Here is a 26,780-nt window from a genome sequence, read left to right as displayed (position 1 = left end):
GTAAATGTTAGAAAATGAAAATAATGTTCAACAAACAACTGAACCTTTAACTGAAAATAATGCTTCTTCACAAGAAATAGAAAATAAAGTTAATGAAGCAGAAAATAAGTTAAATAAACTTAATCAAGAAATTAAAGAAAAAGAAATGATTAATATATTTAAAAAATATCAAGTTAAAACTGAATTTTATGATTATTTAAAATTTAAAACAAGTAATATAGAAAATTCAAAAATTGAAGAAACTATTAAAAAAATGATTAAAGAACAACCGGTATTTAAACAAACAATTAATACAGGTGGCAATAAACAAATAATTATTAATAATAAAACAAATGATAAAGAAAATTTTTTAATTAATTATAAAAAGAAAAATTATTTATAAACGAAAGGAAGAAATAAAATGTCAGTACCATTTAATCAAAATTTAGACAATACAGAGAGATTAGTAGAAGCACCAGAATTTATAGAGTTTTTTAAAATTTCAAATAGTCCATGGGCAAACTTTTTTCCTACTGAAATTGTTGACTCAGTAAATATTGAGTTTATTGTTAAAAAACCAAAAAAACCGGAAGTAAAAATTATTGCTTGGGATGATAAAAGTAAAAGATATGAATTACCATATGTTGATACAGATAAAATTAGTAAAAAAATAACTAAAAAATATCTTGCAGGAGAAATTATCTTTAATTTTGTAGAAAAGTAATGATACATGATAAAGTGTTATTTTTAGAGAATTTTTACACTAAATAATGTTACTTTTAACAAATTTTTAATTAAAAATAATATTTTAAGTGTAAATTGATGAATAATTTTTGGTCATCCATACTTTTCTACATAATTAAAAGAAATTATTGCAGATGTAGATTTAAAAGCAAATAATGGACAAAATTTATTAGATAGTATGCAATATGAAGTTGCAAATGATTTAGCAGATAAATTGGCAATTGATGATACACAAGCAATTGCAAAATTTGCTACTAAAATCGATATTGAAGATACAACACCAGTAGACTATTTAAAATCGATGTTATCTGCTTGAAATACTTTGTTTCAATTTAGAAATATTGCAAATAGTAAATTTTTTATTACTAATGGTCTTTATGATAGTTTAGTTTATTTAGCAGATAATAAAGGTTTAATTACCGATAATCAGTTGGCACAACAATTACGTTTAAATGGAAATAATTTATATGTAAAAGGCGTATTATGTGAAATCGTTCTTGATGATTATATGATTTTTACTAATGATAAAAATGAACAACAATTAATGACCTTTGTTTTAGCAACACCAAGAGCGATGAAAAGATACATGATAGAAAATACAGTTATTTATGTAGATTTTATTAAAGATGCTAAAGCAGGAAGAGCATATAAAGTTGCTGGTGAAGTTGTTGGAGAAGCAATCCCATATATTTCTAATAATGAAACAACATCAAGATGAATGTTATGTGGAGTTATTAAAACAGAAAAAAATGATTTAAAAACTAAAATTACAGTTTTAACAACAAATATTACTGCAAATGTTAATAACAATAACAATGAATTAAATACAGAAATAAAAAGTACTAATGAATTTAAAACATTAAATCCTAATTTAACAAATCCAACTATTAAATATTTTAGTGATGCACAAGGAAAAACTAATGTAAGTAATCAAAAACAAAAAGCAGGTGACTTATATATAACTATTACTGCAAATGTTAATGACTTAAATTATAAAGGAACAACAAATCCAATTAAAATAACTCTTAAATAAAGGAAATTAATATCATGCCAATTGGTACAACTAGTACAGCAATACTTTTAAACATAAATAAACCAAAACATACTAGAACAAGTAACCAACAAGAAAATAAAAGTTTTTGATGAGAAATTTTAGAAAGGCAATGTTTAGTAATCTGTGTAACTTACAAAAATAACTATGTTTAATTAATTCTAGTAAATATAATTAAATGACTAGAAAGAGTGAGTTACAGATGGCTAAAAAACAAAATATTAATAATAATGATCCAATATCAAAAGCAGTAGATTTATTATTAGAAAATACTGAAGATTTAACAACAGTTTTTAAAGAAGGGGGTTTATATAAAGAATTAACAAAACGTTTAGTTGAAAAAATGTTGAATTCTGAAATGCAAAATTATTTAGGATATGAAAAAAATCAACATAGTAATACTGAAAATGCTCGTAATGGTACAAGTTCAAAAAAATTAATAACTCAACAAGGTAAAATTGAGATTGATGTACCAAGAGATCGCAATAGTGATTTTACTCCTGTAATAGTTGCAAAAAGACAGCGAAGATTTGATGGTTTTGATCAACAAGTGCTTTCACTATATGCAAAAGGTATGACTCTATCTGACATTAGAATGCAGTTACAAGAGTTATATCATGGTGCTGATATTAGTGAAAGTGTTATTAGTCAAATTACTGATGATGTTATTGATGATGTCAAAACATGACAAAATCGACCATTAGAAAGCATTTATCCGATTGTTTATTTTGATTGTATAGTAGTTAAAGTTCGACAAGATAAACGGATTATTAATAAATCAGTTTATATAGCATTAGGAGTTGATTTAGAAGGTAAAAAAGATGTTTTAGGCTTATGAATTAGTGAAAATGAAGGTGCTAAATTTTGATTAGCTAATTTCACAGAAATGAAAAATCGAGGCTTAAATGATATTTTGATTGCTTGTAGTGATAATTTAACAGGCATGTCAGAAGCAATACAAGCAGTTTATCCTAAAACAGAACATCAATTATGCATTGTTCATCAAATTCGAAATAGTTTAAAATATGTTTCATACAAACATCGAAAAACTCTAGTTACAGATTTAAAACCAATTTATAGTGCATGTAGTGAAGAACAAGCAATGCAAGCTTTAGAATCATTTGAAAGTAAATGAAATAAACAATATCCCCAAATTGCTAAATCTTGATATAAAAATTGAGAAAATTTGATGATTTTTATTAGTTATCCTGCAGAAATCAAAAGAGTAATTTATACAACAAATGCTATTGAATCTGTTAATAGTCAATTACGAAAAGTTATTAGAAACAAAAAAGCTTTTCCTAATGATATGTCAGTTTTTAAAATATTTTATTTAGCAATTGAAAATATAACAAAAAAATGAACATTGCCTATTCAAAATTGAAATACAGCAATTGCTCATTTTATGATAAAATTTGAAGACAGAATTAATCTGAACTAGTACTTTGTAAAACAAAGATACACAGATTTCTAAAAAGCCTCTTTAGAAATGATTGGTGTACAAGTAATAGCAGTAGCACTTGCTCCTTTTACTGGTGGTTTAAGTGAAAGTATAGCACTTGGATTAGGTGCAAGTGATTTAATTGCTAGTATTAGTGCTGTTGGTGTAGAGTTTTTAACTGATTTTACTATTAATCAAGTTTATGATTATTTAAAAGGAAATGTAACACCATTAAATACTTTTTTTAATATATTACCTGCATTTGTTGGAATTAATAAAATTAGTCGTGGTTATCGTACTACTAAATTTATTAAGTTAGCACAAAAAACTAAAACATTAGAACAAATTGGTGTTAAAGAAGCAAAAAATTTACAAGAAATTATTAGTCAAGTAAGTGGAAAAGAAATTTTAACAGATAAAATCATTGGTAATAAACGTTATTTATTTAATTATAGTTTGGCACCTAATCGTGAAACAATAACACAAAATTTAGGTTATGTTGCTGAAAAACAATTTAAAAATAATTTTAAATCTTTAAAATCACAACAAATAAAAGAATATTTATCATTACAAAATACATTAATAAAATTAAGTCCACAATTAACTCCAAAGTTTAAAATTAAAGATATTGAAAAAGCAAATAACTTTTTAAAAAAATATAATACTGAATTAAAAGAAGTATTAAAAATGAACCAACATGATTGATTAAATTTAGTTCATACAATACATACAGAGAATAGATATGGAAAAACTTTAATTTTAGATTTACAAAAAATTCGTGCTAATGCTATTAAATTTAATTTTAAAAATAGTTCAATTCATAAAATTGTTTTAAATGCAAATAAAATTTTTAAGTATTTTGATATTAGATTTTATTTAAAAAAAGGTTTAAATAAATTTTGAAAAGATACACCATATTTTGAAAAATTACGAGAAAGTATATATAAATTACAAGAAAAATTTGAAAAATTAGAAAAACAAGCATTTGAAAAAATTAATAAATTAAAAGAAAAAGCAACAGATTTATTTACTAGTGCAGAAAAAAGAGCAATTAAACATGCACAATTAATTCCACTAAATTCACCAGTATTTATGGGTTGTAAAATTCAACCTTTATCATTAGACAAATGTGCAATTACTATTTATCATCGTAATCCTAAGTATAAACCAATTACAGTTGTTGATAGTATTCTTAAAGCAAAAACTTTTGTTACTCAAATACATCCATTTCATTGATATCGTTGATATAGTGGTTGATACATTGGTTATGGTGTTAATCGTAATAAATGATTAAAAGCAATAGCATTTGCTCCACCAGTGGTGCAACAAGTAATTAGAGATAGTTTTAAAGTATATAGAGAAATATTTAGAACTATTAGAACTTATCATAAAGTAGTAAATGTTATTAATAATCCTATTGAAAATATTAATAAATCATTTAAAAGTGTTGGTTTAAAATTTTCAGTTAATACTTTATTTGGTACTGGACTATTACATCATTTAGAAAAATTTGCATATAGTCAAGTTGTAGAAAAAGGTAAGAAAAAATTACAAAAAGAAATTATCCATATATCACATAGGAAAACTAAAACAAAAACTAAACATTATAAAAAAGCATTTTTTAAGGAATGATAAATTATGATTAATAAACTTTGAACTGATGTCAGTCTTGAAAATTATAATAACTGATATCCATTAACTGGAAAAATTACAGAAACTCCACCGCAATATATAAATACATGACCTAATGTCAAAGATTGATTTACAACTTTTGCTATTCGCGCTCAAAATGATATTAATGCTTATCTTGATTTTATTTTATCTAAATTTCCTTTTGATAGTTTTAAAGATGAATTAATTAAAGAAACATTAAGAGATATGGTTTATGTAATGGTTGAACATTGAGTATTTAATCGTACACCAATTGAATTTAATGTTGATGCTACTATTCAATTCAATAATGGTACATCATTTAATGCAAGTAGTATTCCTACAATTAATGTTTGAGATTTAGCACCAAGTAGAATGAAAATATGAGCAAAATTAACAGAATTAAAACAAGTATTTTCAAATTATAATCAAGATGAAATAGATATTGAAAAAATTGACTTAAAAGTATTTTATACTAGAAATCAAGTTGATGAATTAATTAAAGAACAAAAAGAATTTACATTATCAAAACAAATAAAATTATATGATGATTTAGTTAATGATAACGAAAATGAGATATATAGGGGTCGTGTTACAAACTTTATAAATAAAGGTTATGTAGCAACTGAATATGACCCAAAAACTGAAACAATGATTTTAGATTGACCAGATGAAATTGGGACATTACCACCCGAAGCATTACAAAATAATCCACAAATTGGTGATTTTACTCATGCTGCGACTGCTGACTTTTCTGCTAAACAACAAAAACGAATTACTACAAATGAAAATAGTATTAAATTATTAGAAAATAAAGTTGATATTAATAAACAAAATATTGATGATATTAAAAATAATTGATTTAATATTGAAACTAGTCCTTTATGAAAAAAAGTTAAAAATGAAAATATTAAAACAGATATATGATATATTATTGATTGAACATATTATTTTATCGATAGTAAACAACTTATTATAAGTAATAATAAATTAACTAAATCTAATATAAGAATTACTAATCATCAAATAGAAAATAGACAAATAATAATTGAAAAAATTGATGTTAATATTGACAAAGTAATGTTATTATATGATGATAATTTAATAAAATTTATTGTTGCTAATAGCACAAAAAAGTATACACCAATAATTCATAATATATATCAATATCAAGGTACTGGAACACCAACTGAATTTATAGCAGAAGAAAATACTGAACGTGATTATTACACAAAACTAGAAACTAATAATTTATTAGATAAAAAACAAGATAAATTAATTGCAGGTGCTAATATAACTATTGATGAAAATAATAAAATTAGTGCTAGTGGTGGTAAAATCGATTTAACTGATTATTATAAAAAAGAAGAAGTAGATAAAAAATTAGAAGACACAGAAAAAAAGTTTCCAGTAGCATTTCAATTGAATGCTGTAAGTCAAGAAATCCCTAATTTAGAAACTATTAATAAAACTGTTGCTGGTGCTATTAATGAAAATAAAGCAAATATTGATAAAAAACAAGATAAAGAAATATGAAAAGTAATAAGTAAAAGTAAAAATAATCGTGAATGAGATACGTTTGAAATTAATTTTAATACTGTATATAGAGTAATTATAACATTAGATAGATTACCAGTAAATCAAGCAAATATAAAGCATAAAGTAGAATTTAAAACTGGTAATTATTTAGGTGGAGATTATTTACTTGCAAAATTTAAAATTAAAGATGAAGATGTAATATTAACTTTAACTGTTAGAGAAAGTAGTTTTAATTGTAGTTTATATTTAAAAGGTGGAGATATTAATTATGGTGCTATTCTTTTATTAGAAGAATTACAAAATACAATTAAAGTTGATGTTACACCAAAATTAAAAATTAATTCAAAAAGTTTAGAAACAAATGAAGTTGAAGAAAATTGTTTTAATTATGTAGAAAAGTATGGATGACCAAAAATTATTCATCAATTTACACTTAAAATATTATTTTTAATTAAAAATTTGTTAAAAATAACATTATTTAGTGTAAAAATTCTCTAAAAATAACACTTTATCATGTATCATTACTTTTCTACAAAATTAAAGGAAAATTGTTGAGATATTGAATTACCAAATAATCCAACACCAAGTCCAAATAATCAACAATGAAAAGATGTAGGAACAAGAGAAAAGAGGCTTTTTAGAAATCTGTGTATCTTTGTTTTACAAAGTACTAGTTCAGATTAATTCTGTCTTCAAATTTTATCATAAAATGAGCAATTGCTGTATTTCAATTTTGAATAGGCAATGTTCATTTTTTTGTTATATTTTCAATTGCTAAATAAAATATTTTAAAAACTGACATATCATTAGGAAAAGCTTTTTTGTTTCTAATAACTTTTCGTAATTGACTATTAACAGATTCAATAGCATTTGTTGTATAAATTACTCTTTTGATTTCTGCAGGATAACTAATAAAAATCATCAAATTTTCTCAATTTTTATATCAAGATTTAGCAATTTGGGGATATTGTTTATTTCATTTACTTTCAAATGATTCTAAAGCTTGCATTGCTTGTTCTTCACTACATGCACTATAAATTGGTTTTAAATCTGTAACTAGAGTTTTTCGATGTTTGTATGAAACATATTTTAAACTATTTCGAATTTGATGAACAATGCATAATTGATGTTCTGTTTTAGGATAAACTGCTTGTATTGCTTCTGACATGCCTGTTAAATTATCACTACAAGCAATCAAAATATCATTTAAGCCTCGATTTTTCATTTCTGTGAAATTAGCTAATCAAAATTTAGCACCTTCATTTTCACTAATTCATAAGCCTAAAACATCTTTTTTACCTTCTAAATCAACTCCTAATGCTATATAAACTGATTTATTAATAATCCGTTTATCTTGTCGAACTTTAACTACTATACAATCAAAATAAACAATCGGATAAATGCTTTCTAATGGTCGATTTTGTCATGTTTTGACATCATCAATAACATCATCAGTAATTTGACTAATAACACTTTCACTAATATCAGCACCATGATATAACTCTTGTAACTGCATTCTAATGTCAGATAGAGTCATACCTTTTGCATATAGTGAAAGCACTTGTTGATCAAAACCATCAAATCTTCGCTGTCTTTTTGCAACTATTACAGGAGTAAAATCACTATTGCGATCTCTTGGTACATCAATCTCAATTTTACCTTGTTGAGTTATTAATTTTTTTGAACTTGTACCATTACGAGCATTTTCAGTATTACTATGTTGATTTTTTTCATATCCTAAATAATTTTGCATTTCAGAATTCAACATTTTTTCAACTAAACGTTTTGTTAATTCTTTATATAAACCCCCTTCTTTAAAAACTGTTGTTAAATCTTCAGTATTTTCTAATAATAAATCTACTGCTTTTGATATTGGATCATTATTATTAATATTTTGTTTTTTAGCCATCTGTAACTCACTCTTTCTAGTCATTTAATTATATTTACTAGAATTAATTAAACATAGTTATTTTTGTAAGTTACACAGATTACTAAACATTGCCAGAGAAAAAAATAAATGAGATAATTGACAAATTACTTATGATTTTATAGTTAATAAACATTATAGAGTTTATTATTCTTGAAGTATATATAATCCAGTTTATACTATTCAAGAATTTATTATAACGGATAACAAAATTGCTGGTGTACCAATACAAACCTTTAATGATAGTGTTAATATAGTAATTTTATCAGTTCAACATGCAAAATTAATTACTATTTATAGTGGAAAAGGTAATTTAAAAGGTAATGTATGAAAATTAGAAGAATTATAGGAATAATATTATGTTTTTTAAAATTATAAAAATTATTTTAGGTTTAATTGGAGTAATTCTATCATCAGCAACTGCTGGTTTAATTATATTCATTATTGTAAAAATTATATTAAAAATTAATCAAATATTTTAAAGAAAGGTGGTGAATATTATGTTAAGTCTATTTAAAAGAAAAGAAAAAAGTAATATTAGTGATAATCAAAATGAAAAAGTAAAATTTTTAACTAATAAAAATAAAAGTACTCATGCTTCAATTTTAAATTATTTTGGTTTTAATGATTTTAATCATGAAACTTATTTTACTGATTTTGTAGCAGAAAATAATGCTAATTTATATAATGCTCCATTAGAAATAAATAATGAAACCATTAAACAATATTTAATTCAACAAGAATTTTATAGAAAAAATTGAAATTCTATTTTTAAATTAAGTAAATTAGGAATTAGTGGTTATTTAATTTATATTGCAAATGATGATCTATATTTTCAATTAGTAGATATACAACAAAGAATTTATGATATTACTGGTAAATTAATTCAATGTACTATTTTTTATGATAGTTATCAACAAAATGCACAAACTGTAAGATTATTTGAAATTTATACACTAAATAATGAACAAGTAACTATTAATCGTGCAATTTATAGTATTAATGATACTAAAAAACAAACTAAATTAGATTTTAAATCATACATTAATAATCCTAATTTATCACAAGAACAAACATTAAACATTAATTATATACCAATAGCAATTATGCGAAATAAAGCAAATGAGTTAGCAGATTGTGATAAAGTAATGGATAAAATTAAAGCACTAGATGTTATTTATGAACAAATTGTTTTAGATTGTATTTTAAACTCACCGAAGTTTATTTTTGACCAAACTTATGGTAATGTTCAATCTTCAATGGAAGAAGCAGTAAGAATATTAGTTACTAAAAACTATATTTGAAAAACTACTGGTGATAATAATGAAAAAAATGAAAATATTAATATGACAAGCAGTAATTTTAAAGGTAAAAACTTAACTGATATCTACGATTGAAATGTTAATGAAATATTTAAACGTTGTGGTATTCATATACCAAGTCAAAAGAAATCTGCACAACAATCAGTTCCCGAAAGTACAGCAGTTAATATTTCAACTATTAATTATATTGAACAAAAATTATGACAATTTAATATTGATATTCTTAAATTTATTCAAATATTAGTGAAAATTGATAAAGATTTATTAAATAGTAAAACATTTAATATTAATGATGAACAAGAAATTAATAATTTAACAGTTAAATTAAAATTATTTAATCCCGAAAATAACCAATTAATAGGAGAAAACAATGGACAACCAAGACAACAAACCACAAACCAAGTTTCCACAGAAACAAAAGCAAACTAAACTTAATCAAGCAAATGTAGAAAATGATTATTTAATTGATAATATTCCTTATGACTTTACAAATATGATGAGTGCTACTAGTGACCCAGATATTAATAGAGCATACGATGAATTTAAAAAAAGAACAATTTATATTTATGAAATTGAGCGTTTATTTAAAAATAATGAAAATAATAGTTTAAGATTTTCAGCAAATACTATTAAAATAGGTTTTATTGATATTGATAAAGTATTAAAAACTACTGCTGCTGAAACATCAGACTTTACTATGCAATTAAATCAAAGAGCAAGTACTAATATTAATGATAATACAATTGAATATAGTATGACTGATATTAAAAATTTAATATTTCAAGAAATAAATTTATTAAATCAATTTAAGTTATATGCAGTATCTATTAATGAACAATTAACTGAAAATAATATTGATAATTTATATATTATTAATAATTATTCACAACCTTATCAAAATCCAAAAACAAGAAGTACTAAAAGTATTACTATTATCAAAATTAAAGATTTTAAAACAAGAGATGGTTACCCAATCATTATTAAATTACAAAAACCATTAGAAAAAGATACAAAAGTAATTGGTTTAAAAATTAAAGCCCCTAGAAGCATGATTTTCGGCAATATAAAGGTACTTGGTGAAGTTGACAATATGGAAGTATATCCAAAGTTATTTGTTAAAGATAAGGTAGCATTTCCGCTGTTATCAATGCCTATTGAAACTCAACCAAAAGTTAGAATATTACAACAATGATTTAGTGAACAAATATTACCTTGAAATTTAGCAAAACAATTCATAGGACAAGAAAAATCAGTTTTAGATTTGATTAAAATTAGTAGTGGAACTGAAACAAGAAAAGAAGTTATTAAAAACGCAAGAGTTACACATGCTTGATTAGGATATGAATTTAGTAATGTTTTAGGTGGTAAATGACCACTAAAAAGTCAAAAAGAATTAAAAGATAAAGAAGTTTGAGATTTTGTAGGTGAAAGTCAATTTTATCAATATGTTGCAACTAATAATAGATTTGATGATATTGAAATTGAAATAAAAGACGCACCAACTAATGATAGTTTACAACAACTATTATTAGATATGCTAAGTTATACATATAACTATAATAGAAACTTCGAAGGTGATACATATAATGATAATGGTAAACCAAAAAATGATATTGCAAAATTACGTGCAAAATTTGAAGGACAAAAACCTGATGAAGTAATTACTAATTTATTTAAACAATGAAAATTAGATTATCCTAATTACATAAATTTACAACAAGTAAAAATTTTTAAACAAATATTTATCATGTTGTCGGAATATATTTATTCAATATTATCAATTAATAAAGGTTTAAACGATGATAATAAGATTTTATTACCATATTATTTTGAATTAAAATCAAGTCCAATACATCCTAATAAAGATGATATTTGACAATTTAAAGATGTAAAAGTAATACTAAAATCCTTTAATTTTGTAGAAAAGTAATGATACATGATAAAGTGTTATTTTTAGAGAATTTTTACACTAAATAATGTTACTTTTAACAAATTTTTAATTAAAAATAATATTTTAAGTGTAAATTGATGAATAATTTTTGGTCATCCATACTTTTCTACATAATTAAAACTAAAATCTGCATATTTTGATTTTGCAGATATCAATAATATTAAGTTAAAAAATAATGATATTAGTCAAAATGAGTTATTTAAACTTGATGATAATCAATTTAATTGATTATCCATTACAAATGAATTAGAAACGAATAACATACCATCATTAATTCCAGCGGATTGAACCTTAGGTAATGGTGAATATGGTAAATACTTTACAAGAGCAATTATTAGTAATAATAAAGTGGAAAATGCTTTAAATTTATATGGTTCAAATAAATCACAATTATTTTCTAAATTAGAATTTTATAAAGAAATTTTGCAAATTGATAATACTAATGAATTTGAATTACAAATTGAAAATCCGATTAATAATTTAAATCGGATTGAAATAAGTGGAATATTTGGTTCTGGAAATTATGATTTAATTTTAATAACAGATAAACAAGAAATAAATTTAACTAATATTAATTTATTTGATAAATATAATGAAAATATTTCTTATATAAATTTAGAAATTTAAATTATTTATCAAAATATCCATCTGGATAAATTCCATCTCACTTGATATCATAACTTTCATCTGGTTTAATTCCAAAATATAATTCTATTTTGTGTTCATCTTTTGTTTTGTGTGACCATATAGTTGTTCCAGCCCCCCCAGTAAACATTATACTGATGTCCTAAATAATATTGTAAATCATTAGTTTTATGATGTGCTATTGAACCAACTATTAAACCAGTTGTAGCAAGAAATAATGCTAAAATTGATGTTATTTTATAAAAATTTGTTTTTATTCATGTTTTCATATTAAATTACTCCTTTTTGAACATTTAATTTATATTGAGTAGTTGCTGTTTGATTTTGTAAATCATTTGAATTTATTTCATATTTAAAATATTCAAAAACATCAATTCCTTGTTCCGTATTATTTTTTAATATTTTTTCATTTATATTCTTAAAATAATTATGTTTTCAATTTTTATATTCTCTCTTTTTATTATTAGAATTAAAATTATTATTAATAATTTGTTGTTTTTGTTTTTGATTTGAATGTTTAATAAATAAATTATAATTATTAATTATTCTTTCTTTTAAATCTAAATCAAAATATCAAAAATCTAAACTTCAATGAAAATGACTAATATATTTTCGTCAGCATTTTTGTGCAATAACATAATTAAGTTCTTCAAACTCAAATTTTAAAATATTTGTATTTAATTCATCTTTTAAAACAGTAAGAAATTGTATATTTTGAATTAATTCTTTTTCATAATTAATATTTTCTTTTAATAAAGTTTTATAAGTGGCTAATTCAATAATATTTTTTTTCCAATCATCATTTATAATTTTTATTAATTGATTATTATTAACAACTATTTTCATATTAAATTACTCCTTTTTTCCTTGATTTTACTTATAAATTGTACTATTTTTGATTATTTTTACAAGTATGCTTTTAAATGCAAAATAACGCCTAAATTAAAGGCGTTTATTTTATGAGACCTATACTATTAATTATATTGAAATTGTTTATTATATTTTAAATATGAAAGCATTTTTTAAAATATTTTTTATTTTATTTAAAATAACACTTATATATTTATATAATAATTAAGTAAATTAATTTTTTAAATATATTTACAATAAATTTAAAATTTAAAAAAAGTTAGGAGAAAAAATATGAGTTTTAATTACTTATGAACTTTAAATGAAGCAACTAAAAGAATGTATCAATCATTTAGAGATGATGTAAAAAATCAATGAGAAAAAACAGATTGAAGAATCTTAAAAGAAAGAGATAGAAAATATATCCCCGTTAAAATTAAAACAAGAACTAGAAATACTATCAATGGTCTTGTTACTTATAAATGTCGTGATTATAAATATTATGATGAACAATTAAAAAAATGAGTTCCTATTTGTTTATTAGATGAAAAATTGCAATTACCTAAATACAAAAGGACTTGTCAAGATATCAAAAATAATGTTATTGAACATTTTGCAGATGGAAAAAAATATCGTGATATTTTACATACTATGAAACAAACAAAATTTAGTACAACAAGTATTGGAAGAGTATTTCAAGAATATCAAGTCAATAAATTAGATGTTCCTAAAATAAAATTAGAACCAAATCAATTTATTTATATTAGTATTGATGATGGACATCGTAAGTTTTGAAAATTTAAACGTAATTCTGGTAAATATTCAATGCGCTTAGTATTATTTTGTACAGATAATATTAATCATAAATTAGTTAATAAAAGAGTAGATGTAATAATAAGACCAACAAAAACAGCAATTGGTTTTAAAAAAACTGCTGAATTTATTTTAGAACAAGGAAATAGATTTTTTGAAAATTTTGACCAAGCAAAAATTATTATTTGTGGTGATAGTGCAGAATGAATTAAAGATGTTGCTGATTATTTAGGTGCACAATTTGTTTTAGATAAATTCCATTTAGTTAAAAAGTTATATGTAGGAATAATTGCTGGAAATAAAGGAAAATATTGAAACGAATATAATACTTGTAGAAATTTTATTGAAAATTGTCAATATGATGAGTTAATAAAATATATGAATGAAATATTAAAAAATCATAAAAAATTAAAAAAACAATATTTTAAAAATAATAAACAAGGAATTGAAAATCAAGGTGCTAAATGAAATATAGGTACTTTTGCTGAAAGTAATATTTGATATATTTTAAAAGAAATGCTTGGTAATAGAACATATAGTATAAATATTTATATTAAAATGGTTATTTTTAAGTGTAATCTTGTAAATTCTAAAACATAATCAAAATTTTTATTTTTATTAAAATATTAAAAACTTATTAAATTAAAAGTTAATAAGAATTTTTGTTGTGTATAAATATTAATTTTATTATTGATTTTTTCAATATTTGTATTTTAATTGAAATTAATTTAATTTAGTAGTAAGATGTATTTACAATTGCATATAATTACAGTTATTTCTTCTCTATAATTTGAAAGAAATGTTTAAAAAGTAATTATATCCTCCGTTTTTGTTACCGTCCCAAATGATTTTGTTTTAGTTCAAATTCATTTTGCTCCATTTAGAATTGGTTGTAATAGTGGTTTTTTATAATTATCTAACTGTAAATTTAAACCATCTGTTATTGACATTGCTGTAGCTGTTCCCAATATTCCTAAAGTAAAAAAATTATTAGGGAATATCGAACAACCATCTGTAAAGCCATTTTCAGCAACAAGTGATGCTAAAGTTTTAAGTGCATTAAATCATGCTTTAACTTTATCAAAATAATTAATTGGTTGTTCATCAATAACATATTTTCTTATATTTTTAGGCATTGTATATTTTCACTCCTTTGTTATTTTATAATTCATTACATACTTTTATAAAAATTAATCAAATCATTTAAATAGTTTTCAAGTTAAATAATAAATGCCACAACTAATAAGATTTAAAGCAATAAATATACCTACTAAAATACCAACAACAGCACCAACACCAATACTTGAAACTAATCCTTCACCAATAAGACTAGCTAAAAAGTAAGTTAAAATAATTAATGGCGCAACAATTAATAAACTAGTAAATAAACTAACAATTGCTTGTCCAGTACGACTTTTAATAATAACTGACATTAGCAAAGCAATACTAGTAATAGTAATAGAAAAAAATAATGTAAATAAAATAATAATTAATAATTGTCAATTAAAAATGGAACTAATCATTCCAGATAAAGGAACAACATAACCAATAATAATAACACCAATAAAAATAATAATATCAGAAATTAAAACTAACGCTAAATTAAATATTGATGTTATAATAATAAACTTGGTTTTGCTAATTCTTGTTAAACCAATGCGTCGATAAACTACGCTTTGTTTTAAATCTAATAAAATAGCTAAAAAAGTTTGAATTGAAAAGGAAGCAGTTTGTGTCAATCAAATAATCATCAAAATAAATCGTCCAATGTTTTTACCAGCAGGTGATGATAATATTTGATTATTTCCACCAATTGATGCACCAATAAAAATCAATGGTGAAACGAAAACTGAAAAAATAATAATTGAACGATTACGTTTTAAATAATTTCAAAATAAATTAAGAAGAGATCAATCATTATTTTTGTTTTTTAAGGTGTTTTTTTCAAGACTTAGCTCATTTTTCATTATTTTCCCCTCCTAATCTTTTTAATAACGCTTCGCTATCATACATACCTATTTTATATTCTTTAAATTTAGTTTTAACATATTCTTCAATACTTCCATATTCTTTAACAACAGTTTTAACATCATTTATACTAATAATTGAACCTTCAAACATGAAAATAATTTGTTGACAAAAACGTTCAATTTCTTGCATATTATGTGAAACAATTAATACTGAAAGATTAGGTTTAATAAAAACTTCTTTTTCTAGTAATTCATAAATTCGCTCACGTACCTCTAAATCTAATCCCGTAGCTAATTCATCTAAAATTAATAAATCTGGTTCAACAATTAATGCTAATAAAATATTTATTTTTTGTTGTTGACCACCCGATAAAGTAATAATAGGTTTATTAATAAATGCTTCAGCGTCCAAATAGTACAATAACTTTTGAATGTCTTCAACAGACTTATTTAAACGATAAGCTCTCATATAATATTGGGCCATATCTCAACCAGTTAGACCACGAGGAAATTTAGTTTCTTGTAATTGCATGCCTATTTTTAAATCAGGTTTAATATTAATAGTACCTGTTGTTGGTTTACGAAGTTGGGAAATCATTTCACATAATGTTGTTTTTCCAGTACCATTGGGGCCAACAATACCAATTTTGGCACCAATAGCAATATTCAGACTAACATTTTTAATGACTTCATTACTATCATAGTTTTTACTGACATTAATGATTTCAACATTATTTTTTTTATCTTTAATCATAATTACTTCCTTCCTATAACTTTATAATTTTATCATAATTACTACATAAATATTACTTGTTTTTTAAGTTATAAAAATTAAAATATTATATAATATAACCTGAATTGTAAATATAAATGGGACAGTTTTTTAAAATAATTGTATTAAATCTATTGGTCTTTTATAAGATAGTGATTTTCTGGGTGTAGAATTAATTTGAAATGCTATAGTATTTAAATCTTTTTGTTTATATGAAGATAGATCTGTAGATTTTGGTAAATATCTTCTTAAAATACCATTATTATTTTCATTTAAACCTCTTTGACAAGGTTTACCAGGATCTGCAAAATAAATCTTAACATTACAATTTTTTTCGATTAATTTTCATTTACTAAATTCTTTACCACGATCAAAAGTAATAGTTTTAACTGTTCCTTTTTGTAACTTTGAAATAAATTTTATTATACTTTTTGTAATATTTTCTGATTTATTATTTTTAGTTGCTAAAGGAATTGTGGTTTTTGATCATATATCAGCTAAAGTAATAATAGAACTTTTATGATCTTTACCAATGATAGTATCACCCTCTAAATGACCAAATTCTTCTATATTTTTAATATTAGGAATGATTAAATTTCTTTCATGAATAGACTTACAATTATTAATTCTGCCCCTAGTTTCTTTTTGTTTGTGAGGTTTATTTTTTCCTTTTCTCAATAAGTTATTTTCGTCAAAACCCATTCGATTTGTTTTAAACATGTTATATAAAGTTTTTGTTGAAATACTTTTTATTTTATTTTCCTTTAAAAAATTAGCAATTATATCAAGAGCATAATTTTTAGTAATTAACAAATGATTAATAGTATTAATTTCTATTAAAGTTAAAATTATTAATTTTCTACCTGCATTTTGTTTATTTTTTTGAATTTTATTCAATATTTCTAATGGCAATAAGTTTTGATTTAATAATCTACAAACTCTATGTACAGTTGATTTACTATAATCAATGGCTTTTGCTATTTTACGAATCGAAAATCCATAACTTTTATATTCTTTTATTGCTATTATTGATTCAATAGTCAGATACTTATACATTGTACTAATTCCTTTCTTTTCTTAATTATAGAATTAACACAATTTAATTTTTATATAAGTGTCCTTTTTAATTTTACAATTCAGGTTTCTTAAATAATATTGGAAATGTTAGGGGTAAATCTTATGTTGGTAATAAACAGAAATTAAGAAATAATACTTCTCGTACTAAAACTAATTTAATACAAAAAGCATTACATAATTTTTATGATAGTAAGATGTTGAGTTTTGTTACTTTAACTTATAAAGATAATATGCAAGATATTAAAAAAGCAAAAAAAGACATTCGTTTATTTTTTCTTAAATTAAAGAAATGATGAAATGACCCTAAACGTGCAAAATATTTTTTTAATTATGTAGAAAAGTATGGATGACCAAAAATTATTCATCAATTTACACTTAAAATATTATTTTTAATTAAAAAATTTGTTAAAAGTAACATTATTTAGTGTAAAAATTCTCTAAAAATAACACTTTATCATGTATCATTACTTTTCTACAAAATTAAAAAAATATTTAGGCGAATTAAAGTATTTTTATGTTTATGAATATCAAACTCGTGGTGCTGTTCATTTTCATATATTATTTAATCGTAAAATACCTTACAGTATGATAATTGATTGATGACCACATGCAGAGAAACAATGTATTAAGTTAATTATTGTTAAAAAAGGTTCTAATGAATTTGTTATTAAATATTTGGGTAAATATGTTACAAAAGCATTAGATGATGTTTAGTCTTTAAATCAAGCAGATATAGGTGTAAAGGCTTATGCTTTTAGTCGTAATTGTAAAAATCCTATTGTAGTTCGTGGTATTAAAAAATTAACAATTCAAGATATAATTAAAGCGAGTTTTAATGCAACAAATGTATTTTATTTTAAATCTCAAAGAGATAGTAACGGTGATACTGTTATGATTGGTGGTATTATTGAAAGTACTGTTGTAAATGATTATTTTAAAGAATATGAAGATTATGAAAAATATGTATATTTAAGTGCTTTATCGCATAAGCATTATTTACGAACTAGTGAAATTGGTTATTTAATTCAAAAAAATAAAGATGTTTTGACTTGGACAGAAAAAGTTTTTGGTAATAAAGTTGAAAAAATAGATTTTAAGAAAAAAGTTTTACATTAAAAATATTATTAATGAATATAGTAATTGTTAATTATTTCACAATTTTTTATTGCATCTCAAAAGTTATTATTTTTTATTTTTATTTTTAAACCAATAATTAAAAAAATTAATAATATAATTATAAATATTAAAATTGGACTTAAAATTACAGAAAAAATAATTCCAATTTGTAATTGTAATAATGTTTTAATATTATAATTTTTAAAACTATATTGAAGCAAATAATGTTTAGAACAATTTAATTTAGTATTGTTTAATATATAATTTAAACCATATTCTTTTAATTATGTAGAAAAGTATGGATGACCAAAAATTATTCATCAATTTACACTTAAAATATTATTTTTAATTAAAAATTTGTTAAAAGTAACATTATTTAGTGTAAAAATTCTCTAAAAATAACACTTTATCATGTATCATTACTTTTCTACAAAATTAAAGCCATATTCTTTTAATAAAGTAAAACCATTTTTTTGTATTATTATTTCTTGTTTTGTATGATAGTTATAGTAACAAGGTATATACTTTATATTATCTTGTAAATTATAAAAACCTATTAAAGATAAACCTATACTTATAATTAATATAGTTAAAATCAATAGTGATAAAATTATTAGTTTTATTTTTTTAAGTTTGTGATTTATCATTTTTAAGTTCTCCTTTTTTTATGTATTAATTTTATCATTTTGGAAAAGATAATATTATATATTTTTTATTTAATGAAATTAAACTGATATTTTTGATATAAAAGACTTGTATATATATATATATATATATATAATGCTTAATAGGTTAATGTATTACCTAGCCGTGTACATTAGCCAATTTTTTTATTTTTATTGTATTTTTATAATTTTGTGTTATATTACTAATAAGTATAGGTTTTACCCTACTATACTCAATATATGTATTTTTAAATACATTACGGCTAGGAGTTGAGTTTTTTTATGTTTAAAGTTCAATTAGTTAATATTGAAAAAGGGCGTATTATTCCCGATAAAAATAATAAAGGTCAAACATTGAAGTTTGATGTTTTGAAGCTTGTAGAAATTAATAAGCAAACAGGTTGGGCAACTGGTCAAACACGTGATAAATGATATAACCCTGATATTATCAGTGATTTTAATAATTGTTTATCAGCTGTTGATTTAAAAGTTGGTAATTTTTATTCACTAGAATTGGATTTAAGCGGTAATATTAAAAAACTTTCTAATTGAAAATAGTTATTTATTAAAAGGGTAATTTTAAATAATTATTATAGATTAGGAGTTAATTAGATTATGGCAAAAGTTAATAATTGTTCATGTGAACAAGCATTTCATTTAGCGATTTATATATGTAAACTTTGCGATCAAGTTATTTGTCCTAAAAGAGTTTTGCAAAACTTATATACTAGAAAATATTATTGTCCAAATTGTATATTAGATATTGCTTTAAATAAATCAATGAGACAACAAGAAAGTAAGTTAAATTATGAGACATAAGTGTAGTGATTGAACTTATGAGAGAGTATATGGTTGTGAAATGTGTTATAGAGTTGCTAATGAAATGGAACGAATAAGAAAAAAAATAGGAGATAAAAAATAATGGTTTGTATTACATGTAAAAATCATGAAGTACACCATAAAGCGTGTATTTTTAAACAATGTGAAAATTGTTGTTTAACAGAACAAGAATTAAGTAAGATTAGAAGATAAAAAAATTAAATAAGGGGCTTATATATGGATTATATATTTTTCATTAAGCCCCAATGGATTAGATTATAATTCATAAATAAGCTCCTTATTAGTATATAAAGTAAGGAGTTTTATTTATGCCTAATGAGTTAGAACAAACTAGTAATTATACTTTAACTAAAATATTAAGAACTGGATTAAGTCCATTAAGTGCTATGGTAGGAGTTAGTGCTTATTATGGTCAATATTTAAAAGACCCAATTTTAGGTTCTATTAATTCTTTGTTATTTAGTAAAAAGTTAGGAATTGATATATGGAATATTAATCAAAGACCTACTACTAGAAATAAAGTTATTAATAGTTATAAAAAGATATTTTTAGGTTTAGGAACAATTGGTTTAATTAATTATGCTAAGTTTGTTCAGTATGTAGATAAGTCAGTTGCTTTATTAATAGATGAACCTTGTTTTTGACCACCATGTCCTACTGAACCCCCAAGACCAACATATCCACCGTTTACAACTGTTAAACCTATAATTGATGTGCCTTTTGTAGATTGAGATACTTATATATCTTTAAATAGTTTTGGTATAGCGAATGTTATTAGTGGTTTAACTGAGTTAATACCTAATAGATTTGAAAATATAAGAAAGATAGCAAATATGGGTACTGGTGGTTGTTTGATTAGTAGTGGTGTAGCAATGGGTATTAATAATGATTTTAGTAATTATTTTGCTATTCCTACCATTATTGCCGGAGCAAGTGAGATTATAAATACTTTATTGTTGCCATTAGGAAATACACATAATAATACAGAGTTACAAGAAGTATTTACTGATGAAAGAGCAAGATTAATTAATGGTAGTGTTAATGATTATCAAAGTACAGATGACGCTATGATTGATGTTGATTTAAATGATGATAGTATGTCAGAGATTAATTTAGATAGAGCAACTTTAAATTGGGATTATTCCTTTAATTTTGTAGAAAAGTAATGATACATGATAAAGTGTTATTTTTAGAGAATTTTTACACTAAATAATGTTACTTTTAACAAATTTTTAATTAAAAATAATATTTTAAGTGTAAATTGATGAATAATTTTTGGTCATCCATACTTTTCTACATAATTAAAAGATTATTCTTATGCTTATACATTAGGTGGTGTTTAAAATGAAAATATATATGTGATGAATTTTCAAATTTATCGCATTAACTGGATGTATTACATTTAGTATATTTTTAGGATTAATTCCTAGCATTATAGTTTTAGGAATTGTTGCAATTAAACCAGTATCTATTTTAATTGGTATTGTTATAGGTTATGTTAGTATTCCATGAAATAATATTAAAAATAAAATAACAAATTGGGTTTTTAAGAAAAAAGAAAATAAATTTATTAAAAAGAATGATTTAAAAGTTGAAAGAAAAAGATATGAAAAACAAAAAGTTGAAAGAAAATTTGAAAATTTAAATAATCAAATAAAAGAATTAAAACAAACATTAGAATTTCAAAATAAATTATTGGAAATTAATAATAATGAAATGCCAAAAATTAACGAACAAAATGAAATGATAAAAACATTTATTTTATAAGGAGTGAATTAATTTTATGAAAAAAAATAAATGAAAAAATATGCCAAGACAAAAGTTACATAAGAAAAAGGCAAAAAGAAATTTTGAACAGAGATTATATGAAAATATGAGTTTTGATAGTTTTTTAGGAGGTAGAAAATAATGGTTAAATGAATAGTTGTGATAATTGCTGTGCTTGGTACTTCTTGGGTTTTTAAAGGTACTATTAAAAGTTAGTTTGAAAATTTAAACATAGAAAACACAATGTAGTTGAGCCAGATTGTTGATATTGTTAGTGGAATAGAAAATATTATACCTTTATGATTATTTGTTAGAGCAATTAGTTTAATTATAGGTTAGGAGTTTATTATGAAAAAGAAAGATTTATTTGAAATTTGTAGTGGAGTTGTTTTTTGTTTTTTAATATCATCGTTTACTGCTTTATTTTTTGATTTTGATGTAGATAAATTAAAGTTATTTTTTGAAAATGCTAGTTTTGGTTCAAAATTTTTAATTTTCTTTTTTGATTTTATTTTTCCTTTTATTTTAAGTTCATATTTTATAAAATTTTGTTTTTGAATTAAAAATAAGTTTAAAAATAAAAATAAGGTGGTTAAATAATGCCTTGATATGGTTATGTGTTGTTAGTTATAGGTTTAATTATGATTATTTATCCAATTTGTATAACTATTCGTAATGTTAAAATTTTAAAACGAGTTGGTAGTTATATTATTTCAGCACCTCCAAGAACTGGTAAATCTGCTCTTGCTTGTTGTTTAGCACAAACTCATAAAAAACGAGTTGTTAGTCCTTTTCCTATTAAATTAAAAAATGGTTATTCTTATTTGGTTAATTATAATGATGTTTTTACTTTTAATCAGTTAGCAAATGATTATGCTTTTGAGGAACAAGATTTAATAATTTTAGATGAATTAGCATTAAAAATAAATTCTAATGATTTAGGAATGCAGTTTAAAAATCAACAAGAAAGTTTAGGGCAATTTTGTAAATTAATAGGTCACATGTTTAATGGTACGATGTATTTAATTGAACAACACCCTAATAGAATACCAGTGCAAGCAAGAGAAAAAGTAGAGTATGTTGTGCAAGTTAAACGTATGCGTTTTTTGGGTTTTATTGTTATATTTAATCTTAATTTATATACTAATATTGAAGATATTATAATAAAGTAGTGTTTTCACGTCGTAGAACAAAGAAAATGATTAAAAAAGGTATTATGCCTCCAAGTTATAGTGGTGAAGCAATGGCTATGACTTTATTTTTTCCTAGACATTGGTTGAAAAGGTATAATTCTAGGGCTTTACATTATGTGCATGAACTTAAAAGTGAATTGTCACCTAAAAAATACCTTAAAGAGGCAAGTAGTATTGATATGACTTATAGTGATATTAAATCTGCTGGTTTGGATAAATTAGATAATATTTTAAAGAAAAAAGATAAACCTAAAAATAAAGATAAATAAAAATAGTTATAGTCGCAGTGAACCTACTGCGACTATAATTTGGGTGAGCCACGTAGTGGCGAGGGACGTAGTCCCTATATACTTGATCAAAGTTTTAACCCATTACTTTATTTTAAAAGTAAAGGGTTTTTTATTTTTTAAAAGAGGAGACATTAAAAAATGGATATTAATGACTTAGAAAGAGAAGTTAACTTTATAGCAGATAATTATCATATTATTAATCTTTATTTACATTTTCCAATTGAAACTTATAGTAAAGATTACAATGATATTTTTGACTTTTGAGAAAATAATAAAAAAAATACTCAAAATCATTATCAATTTTTAAATAAAAAAATAAAAACTTTAGAATCTTTAAAAAAATTAGAAAATAATTTTATAAATTCAATAAATAACCTATCAAAAAAATTAAATAATAAAAAAATAAATAAAATAATAAAAGTACTTACTATTGGATTATTTAATTGAAATAAAAAAATAGAAACAAAAATAACTATTTTAACAAAAATCAAAGAAATCAAACAACAAAATTTAGTAAAAATAAATGAACTAATATTACAAATTAACAAAAAAAAATATAATTAAGAATGTAAATTCGGAAATTAATTTTTCTGTAACAAATAAAAGCAAATCAAATTTATCACAAATATAAAAAAATTTTATATAAAAAAAAGTAAATACTTGTTTTTAGTATTTACTTTTTTTAAAGTTATAGTTATTAATAATTTAATTAGATTTTAACCTTCATCAATAATACTTGAAGTTGGTTTAATATTATTAATAGGTGAGTGAATTTTTGCTTTATGTTTATTAAAAATAAAATCATATACTTCAGAATAAAATTCAACTGAAACAATATTTAATTTTTTCTTTACTTCTTCTGGAATATCTTCTAAGTCTTTTATATTAGCTTTTGGAATTAAAATTGTTTTTAGTCCACTACGATGAGCAGAAATTGATTTTTCTTTTAATCCACCAATTGGTAATACATGACCACGAAGTGTAATTTCACCTGTCATACCAATATCTTTTGATACAGGTTTACTTGTCAGAGCAGAAATAATTGCAGTTGTTAAAGTAATACCAGCACTTGGACCATCCTTTGGCACTGCTCCTTCAGGAACATGGATATGAATATCATGTTCTGCAAAGAAAGTATCAGGAATATTGAAAGTAATAGCATTTGCTTTAATATAATCTAAAGCAATAGTAGCAGATTCTTTCATAACTTCACCTAATTTACCAGTTAATACTAAATTACCTTTTCCTTTAAAGTAGTTTACTTCAATTGGTAAGATATCACCACCATATTGAGTATAAGCAAGACCAGTTACCACTCCAATTTGTGATTCATTTTCTTTTTTAGTATAATCGAAAATTTGTTTTCCTAAATAATCTTTAACATTATCAGCAACAATTTCTTCAGTACTAATTTTTTTATTTAAAAGTTTAACAATAAATTTACGAGCAATTTTATTTAATAATCTTTCTAACTGTCGAACACCTGATTCTCTTGTATAATATTTAATTATTTCTTCAATTGAATTTGGTTTAAATTTTAACATTTTATTATTTAAACCAGTAATTTCAATAACACGAGGAATTAAATATTTTTTTGCAATTTCAAGTTTTTCTAATTCTGTATATGAAGAAAGTTCAATAATTTCCATTCGATCTTTTAATGGTTCAGGGATACCTTCTATATAATTAGCTGTTGCTAGAAACATAACTTGTGATAAATCATAATTTTCTTCAATATAATGATCTGAAAAATTAGCATTTTGTTCAGGATCTAATACTTCTAACATAGCACTAGCTGGATCACCACGATAATCAGATGACATTTTATCAATTTCATCTAATAAAAATAATGGATTAATAACTTTAGCACGTTTCATACCTTGGATAATTCTTCCTGGCATCGCACCAATATAAGTTTTACGATGACCACGAATTTCAGATTCATCTTTAACTCCACCAAGTGAAACTTTAACGAAAGTACGCCCCATCGCTTCAGCAATTGATTTAGCTAAAGAAGTCTTACCAACACCAGGAGGGCCAACTAAACAAATAATTTGTCCTGGCATTGCCTTAGCCATTTTTTTAACAGCAAGATATTCAATAATTCTTTCTTTAACTTTTTCTAAACCATAGTGATATTTATCAAGAATTTTTTTTGCATTAATTAAATCAAATTTTTCTTCACTTTTTTGAAATCAAGGTAAAGTCATCATTCAATCAATGTATGTACGAATTATATTTGATTCACTTGAAGCTTGTGGCATATCTTCATAACGACTAATTTCTTCTTTAACACGAGTTTTGATTGCTTCAGGAAACTCTTCTGTTTCTAAGCGTTCTAAATAACGTTTCATTTCATTAGACTTACCATCAATTTCGCCTAATTCTTCTTTAATAGCACGCAATCTTTCTCGTAAATAATATTCACGTTGTTGTTCATCAATACGATCTTTAATTTTAGCTGTTAAATCCTTTTCAATGGCACCAACTTGTTTTTGACCACCAACATCTTTCAATAATAAATCTAAACGTTTATTAATATCAATTTCTTGTAAAATTTCTTGGCGTTTATTGATAGTTAAAAATGGTAAAAATTGAGCCATTTTATCAATAATTTCACTAGCTTTCATTCCATCGGTGATTTGACTAATTACACCTTGTGGAATTGAACCATGAACATCTAAAATCTGTTGTAAATTATTTACAATTCTTTGGATCAACTCTTCTTCTAATGATTTTGAAACATTAGGACTAACTAAAGTTTCAGCATCTCCTGTATAAAATTTATCATCATAAAACTTAGAAACTTTAACTCTTTGTTGTCCATAAAAAGATACGGTAAGTGTACCATCATTATGACTTTTTTGAATTTGAACTTTACACAAAGTACCATGATTGTAGACTTCACTTAATTGAGGATTATCTACTTTTGGATTCTTTTGCGAAACTAAAATAATTTCTGAATTAAACTTAGCTACCGATTCATTAATTGCCGCTACTGATTTATGTCTGCCAACTTCTAGTTCTATTTCAACTGTTGGGAAAACAAAACTTCCTCTTGTTACTAGTACTGGAATATTAGTAATATTTTTTATCTTCATTGTCTCACCTCAAATAATGTATTAACTGGATTATAATATAAAACATTAGCACTTGCAATACTTAATTGCTAAAATATC

General features: G+C 23.1%; 34 protein-coding genes. 24 read left to right on the top strand and 10 right to left on the bottom strand.

Annotated features, from left to right (window positions below):
- The first annotated feature begins 4 nt into the window (after positions 1–4).
- From AAHH39_RS07990 to AAHH39_RS07955, 8 genes are all read left to right on the top strand, one after another.
- On the top strand, positions 5–382 hold the full coding sequence (locus tag AAHH39_RS07990; RefSeq protein ID WP_286641354.1) for a hypothetical protein: 378 nt from the start codon (positions 5–7) through the stop codon (positions 380–382).
- 18 nt (positions 383–400) lie between these two features.
- Positions 401–703 carry a hypothetical protein gene (locus tag AAHH39_RS07985; protein WP_342217681.1) on the top strand — a complete coding sequence of 101 codons (303 nt, stop codon included), beginning with the start codon at positions 401–403 and terminating at the stop codon, positions 701–703.
- A 198-nt stretch (positions 704–901) separates the two neighbouring features.
- Positions 902–1,756 carry a hypothetical protein gene (locus AAHH39_RS07980; protein WP_342217680.1) on the top strand — a complete coding sequence of 285 codons (855 nt, stop codon included), beginning with the start codon at positions 902–904 and terminating at the stop codon, positions 1,754–1,756.
- A 14-nt stretch (positions 1,757–1,770) separates the two neighbouring features.
- Entirely contained in the window at positions 1,771–1,929 is a 159-nt protein-coding gene (locus AAHH39_RS07975) for a hypothetical protein (RefSeq protein WP_342217679.1), read from the top strand.
- Positions 1,930–1,976: 47 nt separating this feature from the next.
- Entirely contained in the window at positions 1,977–3,215 is a 1,239-nt protein-coding gene (locus AAHH39_RS07970; protein ID WP_342219300.1) for an IS256 family transposase, read from the top strand.
- Positions 3,216–3,263: 48 nt separating this feature from the next.
- On the top strand, positions 3,264–4,850 hold the full coding sequence (locus tag AAHH39_RS07965) for a hypothetical protein (protein WP_342217678.1): 1,587 nt from the start codon (positions 3,264–3,266) through the stop codon (positions 4,848–4,850).
- 3 nt (positions 4,851–4,853) lie between these two features.
- Complete coding sequence (locus tag AAHH39_RS07960; RefSeq protein WP_342217677.1) at positions 4,854–6,902, top strand: hypothetical protein; 2,049 nt, start codon at positions 4,854–4,856, stop codon at positions 6,900–6,902.
- Between the two features lie 15 nt (positions 6,903–6,917).
- A complete protein-coding gene (locus AAHH39_RS07955; protein WP_342217676.1) occupies positions 6,918–7,088 on the top strand; it encodes a hypothetical protein in 171 nt (56 codons plus the stop codon).
- Here the strand turns inward: AAHH39_RS07955 and AAHH39_RS07950 are convergent.
- Entirely contained in the window at positions 7,075–8,313 is a 1,239-nt protein-coding gene (locus AAHH39_RS07950) for an IS256 family transposase (RefSeq protein ID WP_342219300.1), read from the bottom strand. The two genes, AAHH39_RS07955 and AAHH39_RS07950, sit on opposite strands and share 14 nt — an antisense overlap.
- Positions 8,314–8,831: 518 nt before the next feature.
- Here AAHH39_RS07950 and AAHH39_RS07945 point away from each other — a divergent pair.
- Together AAHH39_RS07945 and AAHH39_RS07940 are read left to right on the top strand one after the other, a co-directional pair.
- Entirely contained in the window at positions 8,832–10,082 is a 1,251-nt protein-coding gene (locus AAHH39_RS07945) for a hypothetical protein (protein WP_342217675.1), read from the top strand.
- Positions 10,024–11,583, top strand: a complete 1,560-nt coding sequence (locus AAHH39_RS07940; protein ID WP_342217674.1) for a hypothetical protein — start codon at positions 10,024–10,026, stop codon at positions 11,581–11,583. The genes AAHH39_RS07945 and AAHH39_RS07940 overlap by 59 nt, the downstream gene beginning before the upstream one ends.
- 23 nt (positions 11,584–11,606) lie before the next feature.
- Here the strand turns inward: AAHH39_RS07940 and AAHH39_RS07935 are convergent, their stop codons facing one another.
- Positions 11,607–11,867, bottom strand: coding sequence for a hypothetical protein (locus AAHH39_RS07935; protein ID WP_342217673.1), 261 nt, complete (start codon positions 11,865–11,867; stop codon positions 11,607–11,609).
- An 85-nt stretch (positions 11,868–11,952) separates the two neighbouring features.
- Between AAHH39_RS07935 and AAHH39_RS07930 the strand changes: the two genes are divergently transcribed.
- The gene (locus tag AAHH39_RS07930) at positions 11,953–12,231 is read left to right on the top strand and encodes a hypothetical protein (protein WP_342217672.1); all 279 of its coding nucleotides are present in this window, start codon (positions 11,953–11,955) and stop codon (positions 12,229–12,231) included.
- A 1-nt stretch (position 12,232) separates the two neighbouring features.
- Here the strand turns inward: AAHH39_RS07930 and AAHH39_RS07925 are convergent, their stop codons facing one another.
- A complete protein-coding gene (locus AAHH39_RS07925; RefSeq protein WP_342217671.1) occupies positions 12,233–12,379 on the bottom strand; it encodes a hypothetical protein in 147 nt (48 codons plus the stop codon).
- Between the two features lie 140 nt (positions 12,380–12,519).
- On the bottom strand, positions 12,520–13,095 hold the full coding sequence (locus tag AAHH39_RS07920; RefSeq protein ID WP_338973854.1) for a hypothetical protein: 576 nt from the start codon (positions 13,093–13,095) through the stop codon (positions 12,520–12,522).
- Positions 13,096–13,392: 297 nt separating this feature from the next.
- Here AAHH39_RS07920 and AAHH39_RS07915 point away from each other — a divergent pair, with 297 nt between their 5' ends.
- The gene (locus AAHH39_RS07915; protein WP_342217670.1) at positions 13,393–14,511 is read left to right on the top strand and encodes an Mbov_0401 family ICE element transposase-like protein; all 1,119 of its coding nucleotides are present in this window, start codon (positions 13,393–13,395) and stop codon (positions 14,509–14,511) included.
- 203 nt (positions 14,512–14,714) lie between these two features.
- Here AAHH39_RS07915 and AAHH39_RS07910 read toward each other — a convergent pair whose 3' ends face one another.
- From AAHH39_RS07910 to AAHH39_RS07895, 4 genes are all read right to left on the bottom strand, one after another.
- Entirely contained in the window at positions 14,715–15,047 is a 333-nt protein-coding gene (locus tag AAHH39_RS07910; protein WP_342217669.1) for a hypothetical protein, read from the bottom strand.
- Between the two features lie 54 nt (positions 15,048–15,101).
- Positions 15,102–15,746 carry a hypothetical protein gene (locus AAHH39_RS07905; protein WP_342217668.1) on the bottom strand — a complete coding sequence of 215 codons (645 nt, stop codon included), beginning with the start codon at positions 15,744–15,746 and terminating at the stop codon, positions 15,102–15,104.
- A gap of 82 nt (positions 15,747–15,828) precedes the next feature.
- Complete coding sequence (locus AAHH39_RS07900; protein WP_338976285.1) at positions 15,829–16,635, bottom strand: ABC transporter ATP-binding protein; 807 nt, start codon at positions 16,633–16,635, stop codon at positions 15,829–15,831.
- A 129-nt stretch (positions 16,636–16,764) separates the two neighbouring features.
- Positions 16,765–17,709, bottom strand: coding sequence for an IS30 family transposase (locus AAHH39_RS07895; protein WP_342217458.1), 945 nt, complete (start codon positions 17,707–17,709; stop codon positions 16,765–16,767).
- 215 nt (positions 17,710–17,924) lie between these two features.
- On the opposite strand from AAHH39_RS07895, the gene AAHH39_RS07890 reads away from it, so the two are divergent.
- The 3 genes from AAHH39_RS07890 to AAHH39_RS07880 all read left to right on the top strand — a co-directional run bounded on the left by AAHH39_RS07890 (position 17,925) and on the right by AAHH39_RS07880 (position 18,846).
- Positions 17,925–18,155: a hypothetical protein gene (locus tag AAHH39_RS07890; RefSeq protein WP_342217667.1), complete on the top strand. Its 231-nt coding sequence runs from the start codon at positions 17,925–17,927 to the stop codon at positions 18,153–18,155.
- Positions 18,156–18,186: 31 nt separating this feature from the next.
- Entirely contained in the window at positions 18,187–18,444 is a 258-nt protein-coding gene (locus tag AAHH39_RS07885; protein ID WP_342217666.1) for a rolling circle replication-associated protein, read from the top strand.
- A gap of 177 nt (positions 18,445–18,621) precedes the next feature.
- Positions 18,622–18,846, top strand: coding sequence for a hypothetical protein (locus AAHH39_RS07880; protein WP_342217665.1), 225 nt, complete (start codon positions 18,622–18,624; stop codon positions 18,844–18,846).
- A gap of 419 nt (positions 18,847–19,265) precedes the next feature.
- Here the strand turns inward: AAHH39_RS07880 and AAHH39_RS07875 are convergent, their stop codons facing one another.
- Positions 19,266–19,493, bottom strand: coding sequence for a hypothetical protein (locus AAHH39_RS07875; protein ID WP_342217664.1), 228 nt, complete (start codon positions 19,491–19,493; stop codon positions 19,266–19,268).
- A 300-nt stretch (positions 19,494–19,793) separates the two neighbouring features.
- Between AAHH39_RS07875 and AAHH39_RS07870 the strand changes: the two genes are divergently transcribed.
- The 9 genes from AAHH39_RS07870 to AAHH39_RS07830 all read left to right on the top strand — a co-directional run bounded on the left by AAHH39_RS07870 (position 19,794) and on the right by AAHH39_RS07830 (position 24,165).
- Complete coding sequence (locus tag AAHH39_RS07870) at positions 19,794–20,069, top strand: hypothetical protein (protein ID WP_342217663.1); 276 nt, start codon at positions 19,794–19,796, stop codon at positions 20,067–20,069.
- Between the two features lie 57 nt (positions 20,070–20,126).
- Positions 20,127–20,330: a hypothetical protein gene (locus tag AAHH39_RS07865; protein ID WP_342217662.1), complete on the top strand. Its 204-nt coding sequence runs from the start codon at positions 20,127–20,129 to the stop codon at positions 20,328–20,330.
- Positions 20,331–20,659: 329 nt separating this feature from the next.
- Positions 20,660–21,517 carry a hypothetical protein gene (locus AAHH39_RS07860; RefSeq protein WP_342217661.1) on the top strand — a complete coding sequence of 286 codons (858 nt, stop codon included), beginning with the start codon at positions 20,660–20,662 and terminating at the stop codon, positions 21,515–21,517.
- Positions 21,518–21,695: 178 nt separating this feature from the next.
- On the top strand, positions 21,696–22,118 hold the full coding sequence (locus AAHH39_RS07855; protein ID WP_342217660.1) for a hypothetical protein: 423 nt from the start codon (positions 21,696–21,698) through the stop codon (positions 22,116–22,118).
- A 16-nt stretch (positions 22,119–22,134) separates the two neighbouring features.
- Entirely contained in the window at positions 22,135–22,260 is a 126-nt protein-coding gene (locus AAHH39_RS07850) for a hypothetical protein (RefSeq protein ID WP_342217659.1), read from the top strand.
- A gap of 206 nt (positions 22,261–22,466) precedes the next feature.
- Complete coding sequence (locus tag AAHH39_RS07845) at positions 22,467–22,718, top strand: hypothetical protein (RefSeq protein WP_342217658.1); 252 nt, start codon at positions 22,467–22,469, stop codon at positions 22,716–22,718.
- Complete coding sequence (locus tag AAHH39_RS07840; RefSeq protein ID WP_342217657.1) at positions 22,718–23,290, top strand: hypothetical protein; 573 nt, start codon at positions 22,718–22,720, stop codon at positions 23,288–23,290. The genes AAHH39_RS07845 and AAHH39_RS07840 overlap by 1 nt, the downstream gene beginning before the upstream one ends.
- A 26-nt stretch (positions 23,291–23,316) precedes the next feature.
- Positions 23,317–23,580, top strand: coding sequence for a hypothetical protein (locus tag AAHH39_RS07835; RefSeq protein ID WP_342217656.1), 264 nt, complete (start codon positions 23,317–23,319; stop codon positions 23,578–23,580).
- A 159-nt stretch (positions 23,581–23,739) separates the two neighbouring features.
- Complete coding sequence (locus tag AAHH39_RS07830; RefSeq protein ID WP_342217655.1) at positions 23,740–24,165, top strand: hypothetical protein; 426 nt, start codon at positions 23,740–23,742, stop codon at positions 24,163–24,165.
- Positions 24,166–24,317: 152 nt separating this feature from the next.
- On the opposite strand, the gene lon is transcribed toward AAHH39_RS07830, so the two are convergent.
- Entirely contained in the window at positions 24,318–26,702 is a 2,385-nt protein-coding gene (lon, locus tag AAHH39_RS07825) for an endopeptidase La (protein WP_342217654.1), read from the bottom strand.
- Positions 26,703–26,780: the final 78 nt, after the last annotated feature.

The sequence above is a fragment of the Spiroplasma endosymbiont of Amphimallon solstitiale genome, from assembly GCF_964030965.1.
Taxonomy (GTDB): domain Bacteria; phylum Bacillota_I; class Bacilli_A; order Mycoplasmatales; family VBWQ01; genus Spiroplasma_E.
Note: the sequence above shows the minus strand (reverse complement) of the source record. Positions and strands in the feature narration are given on the sequence as shown.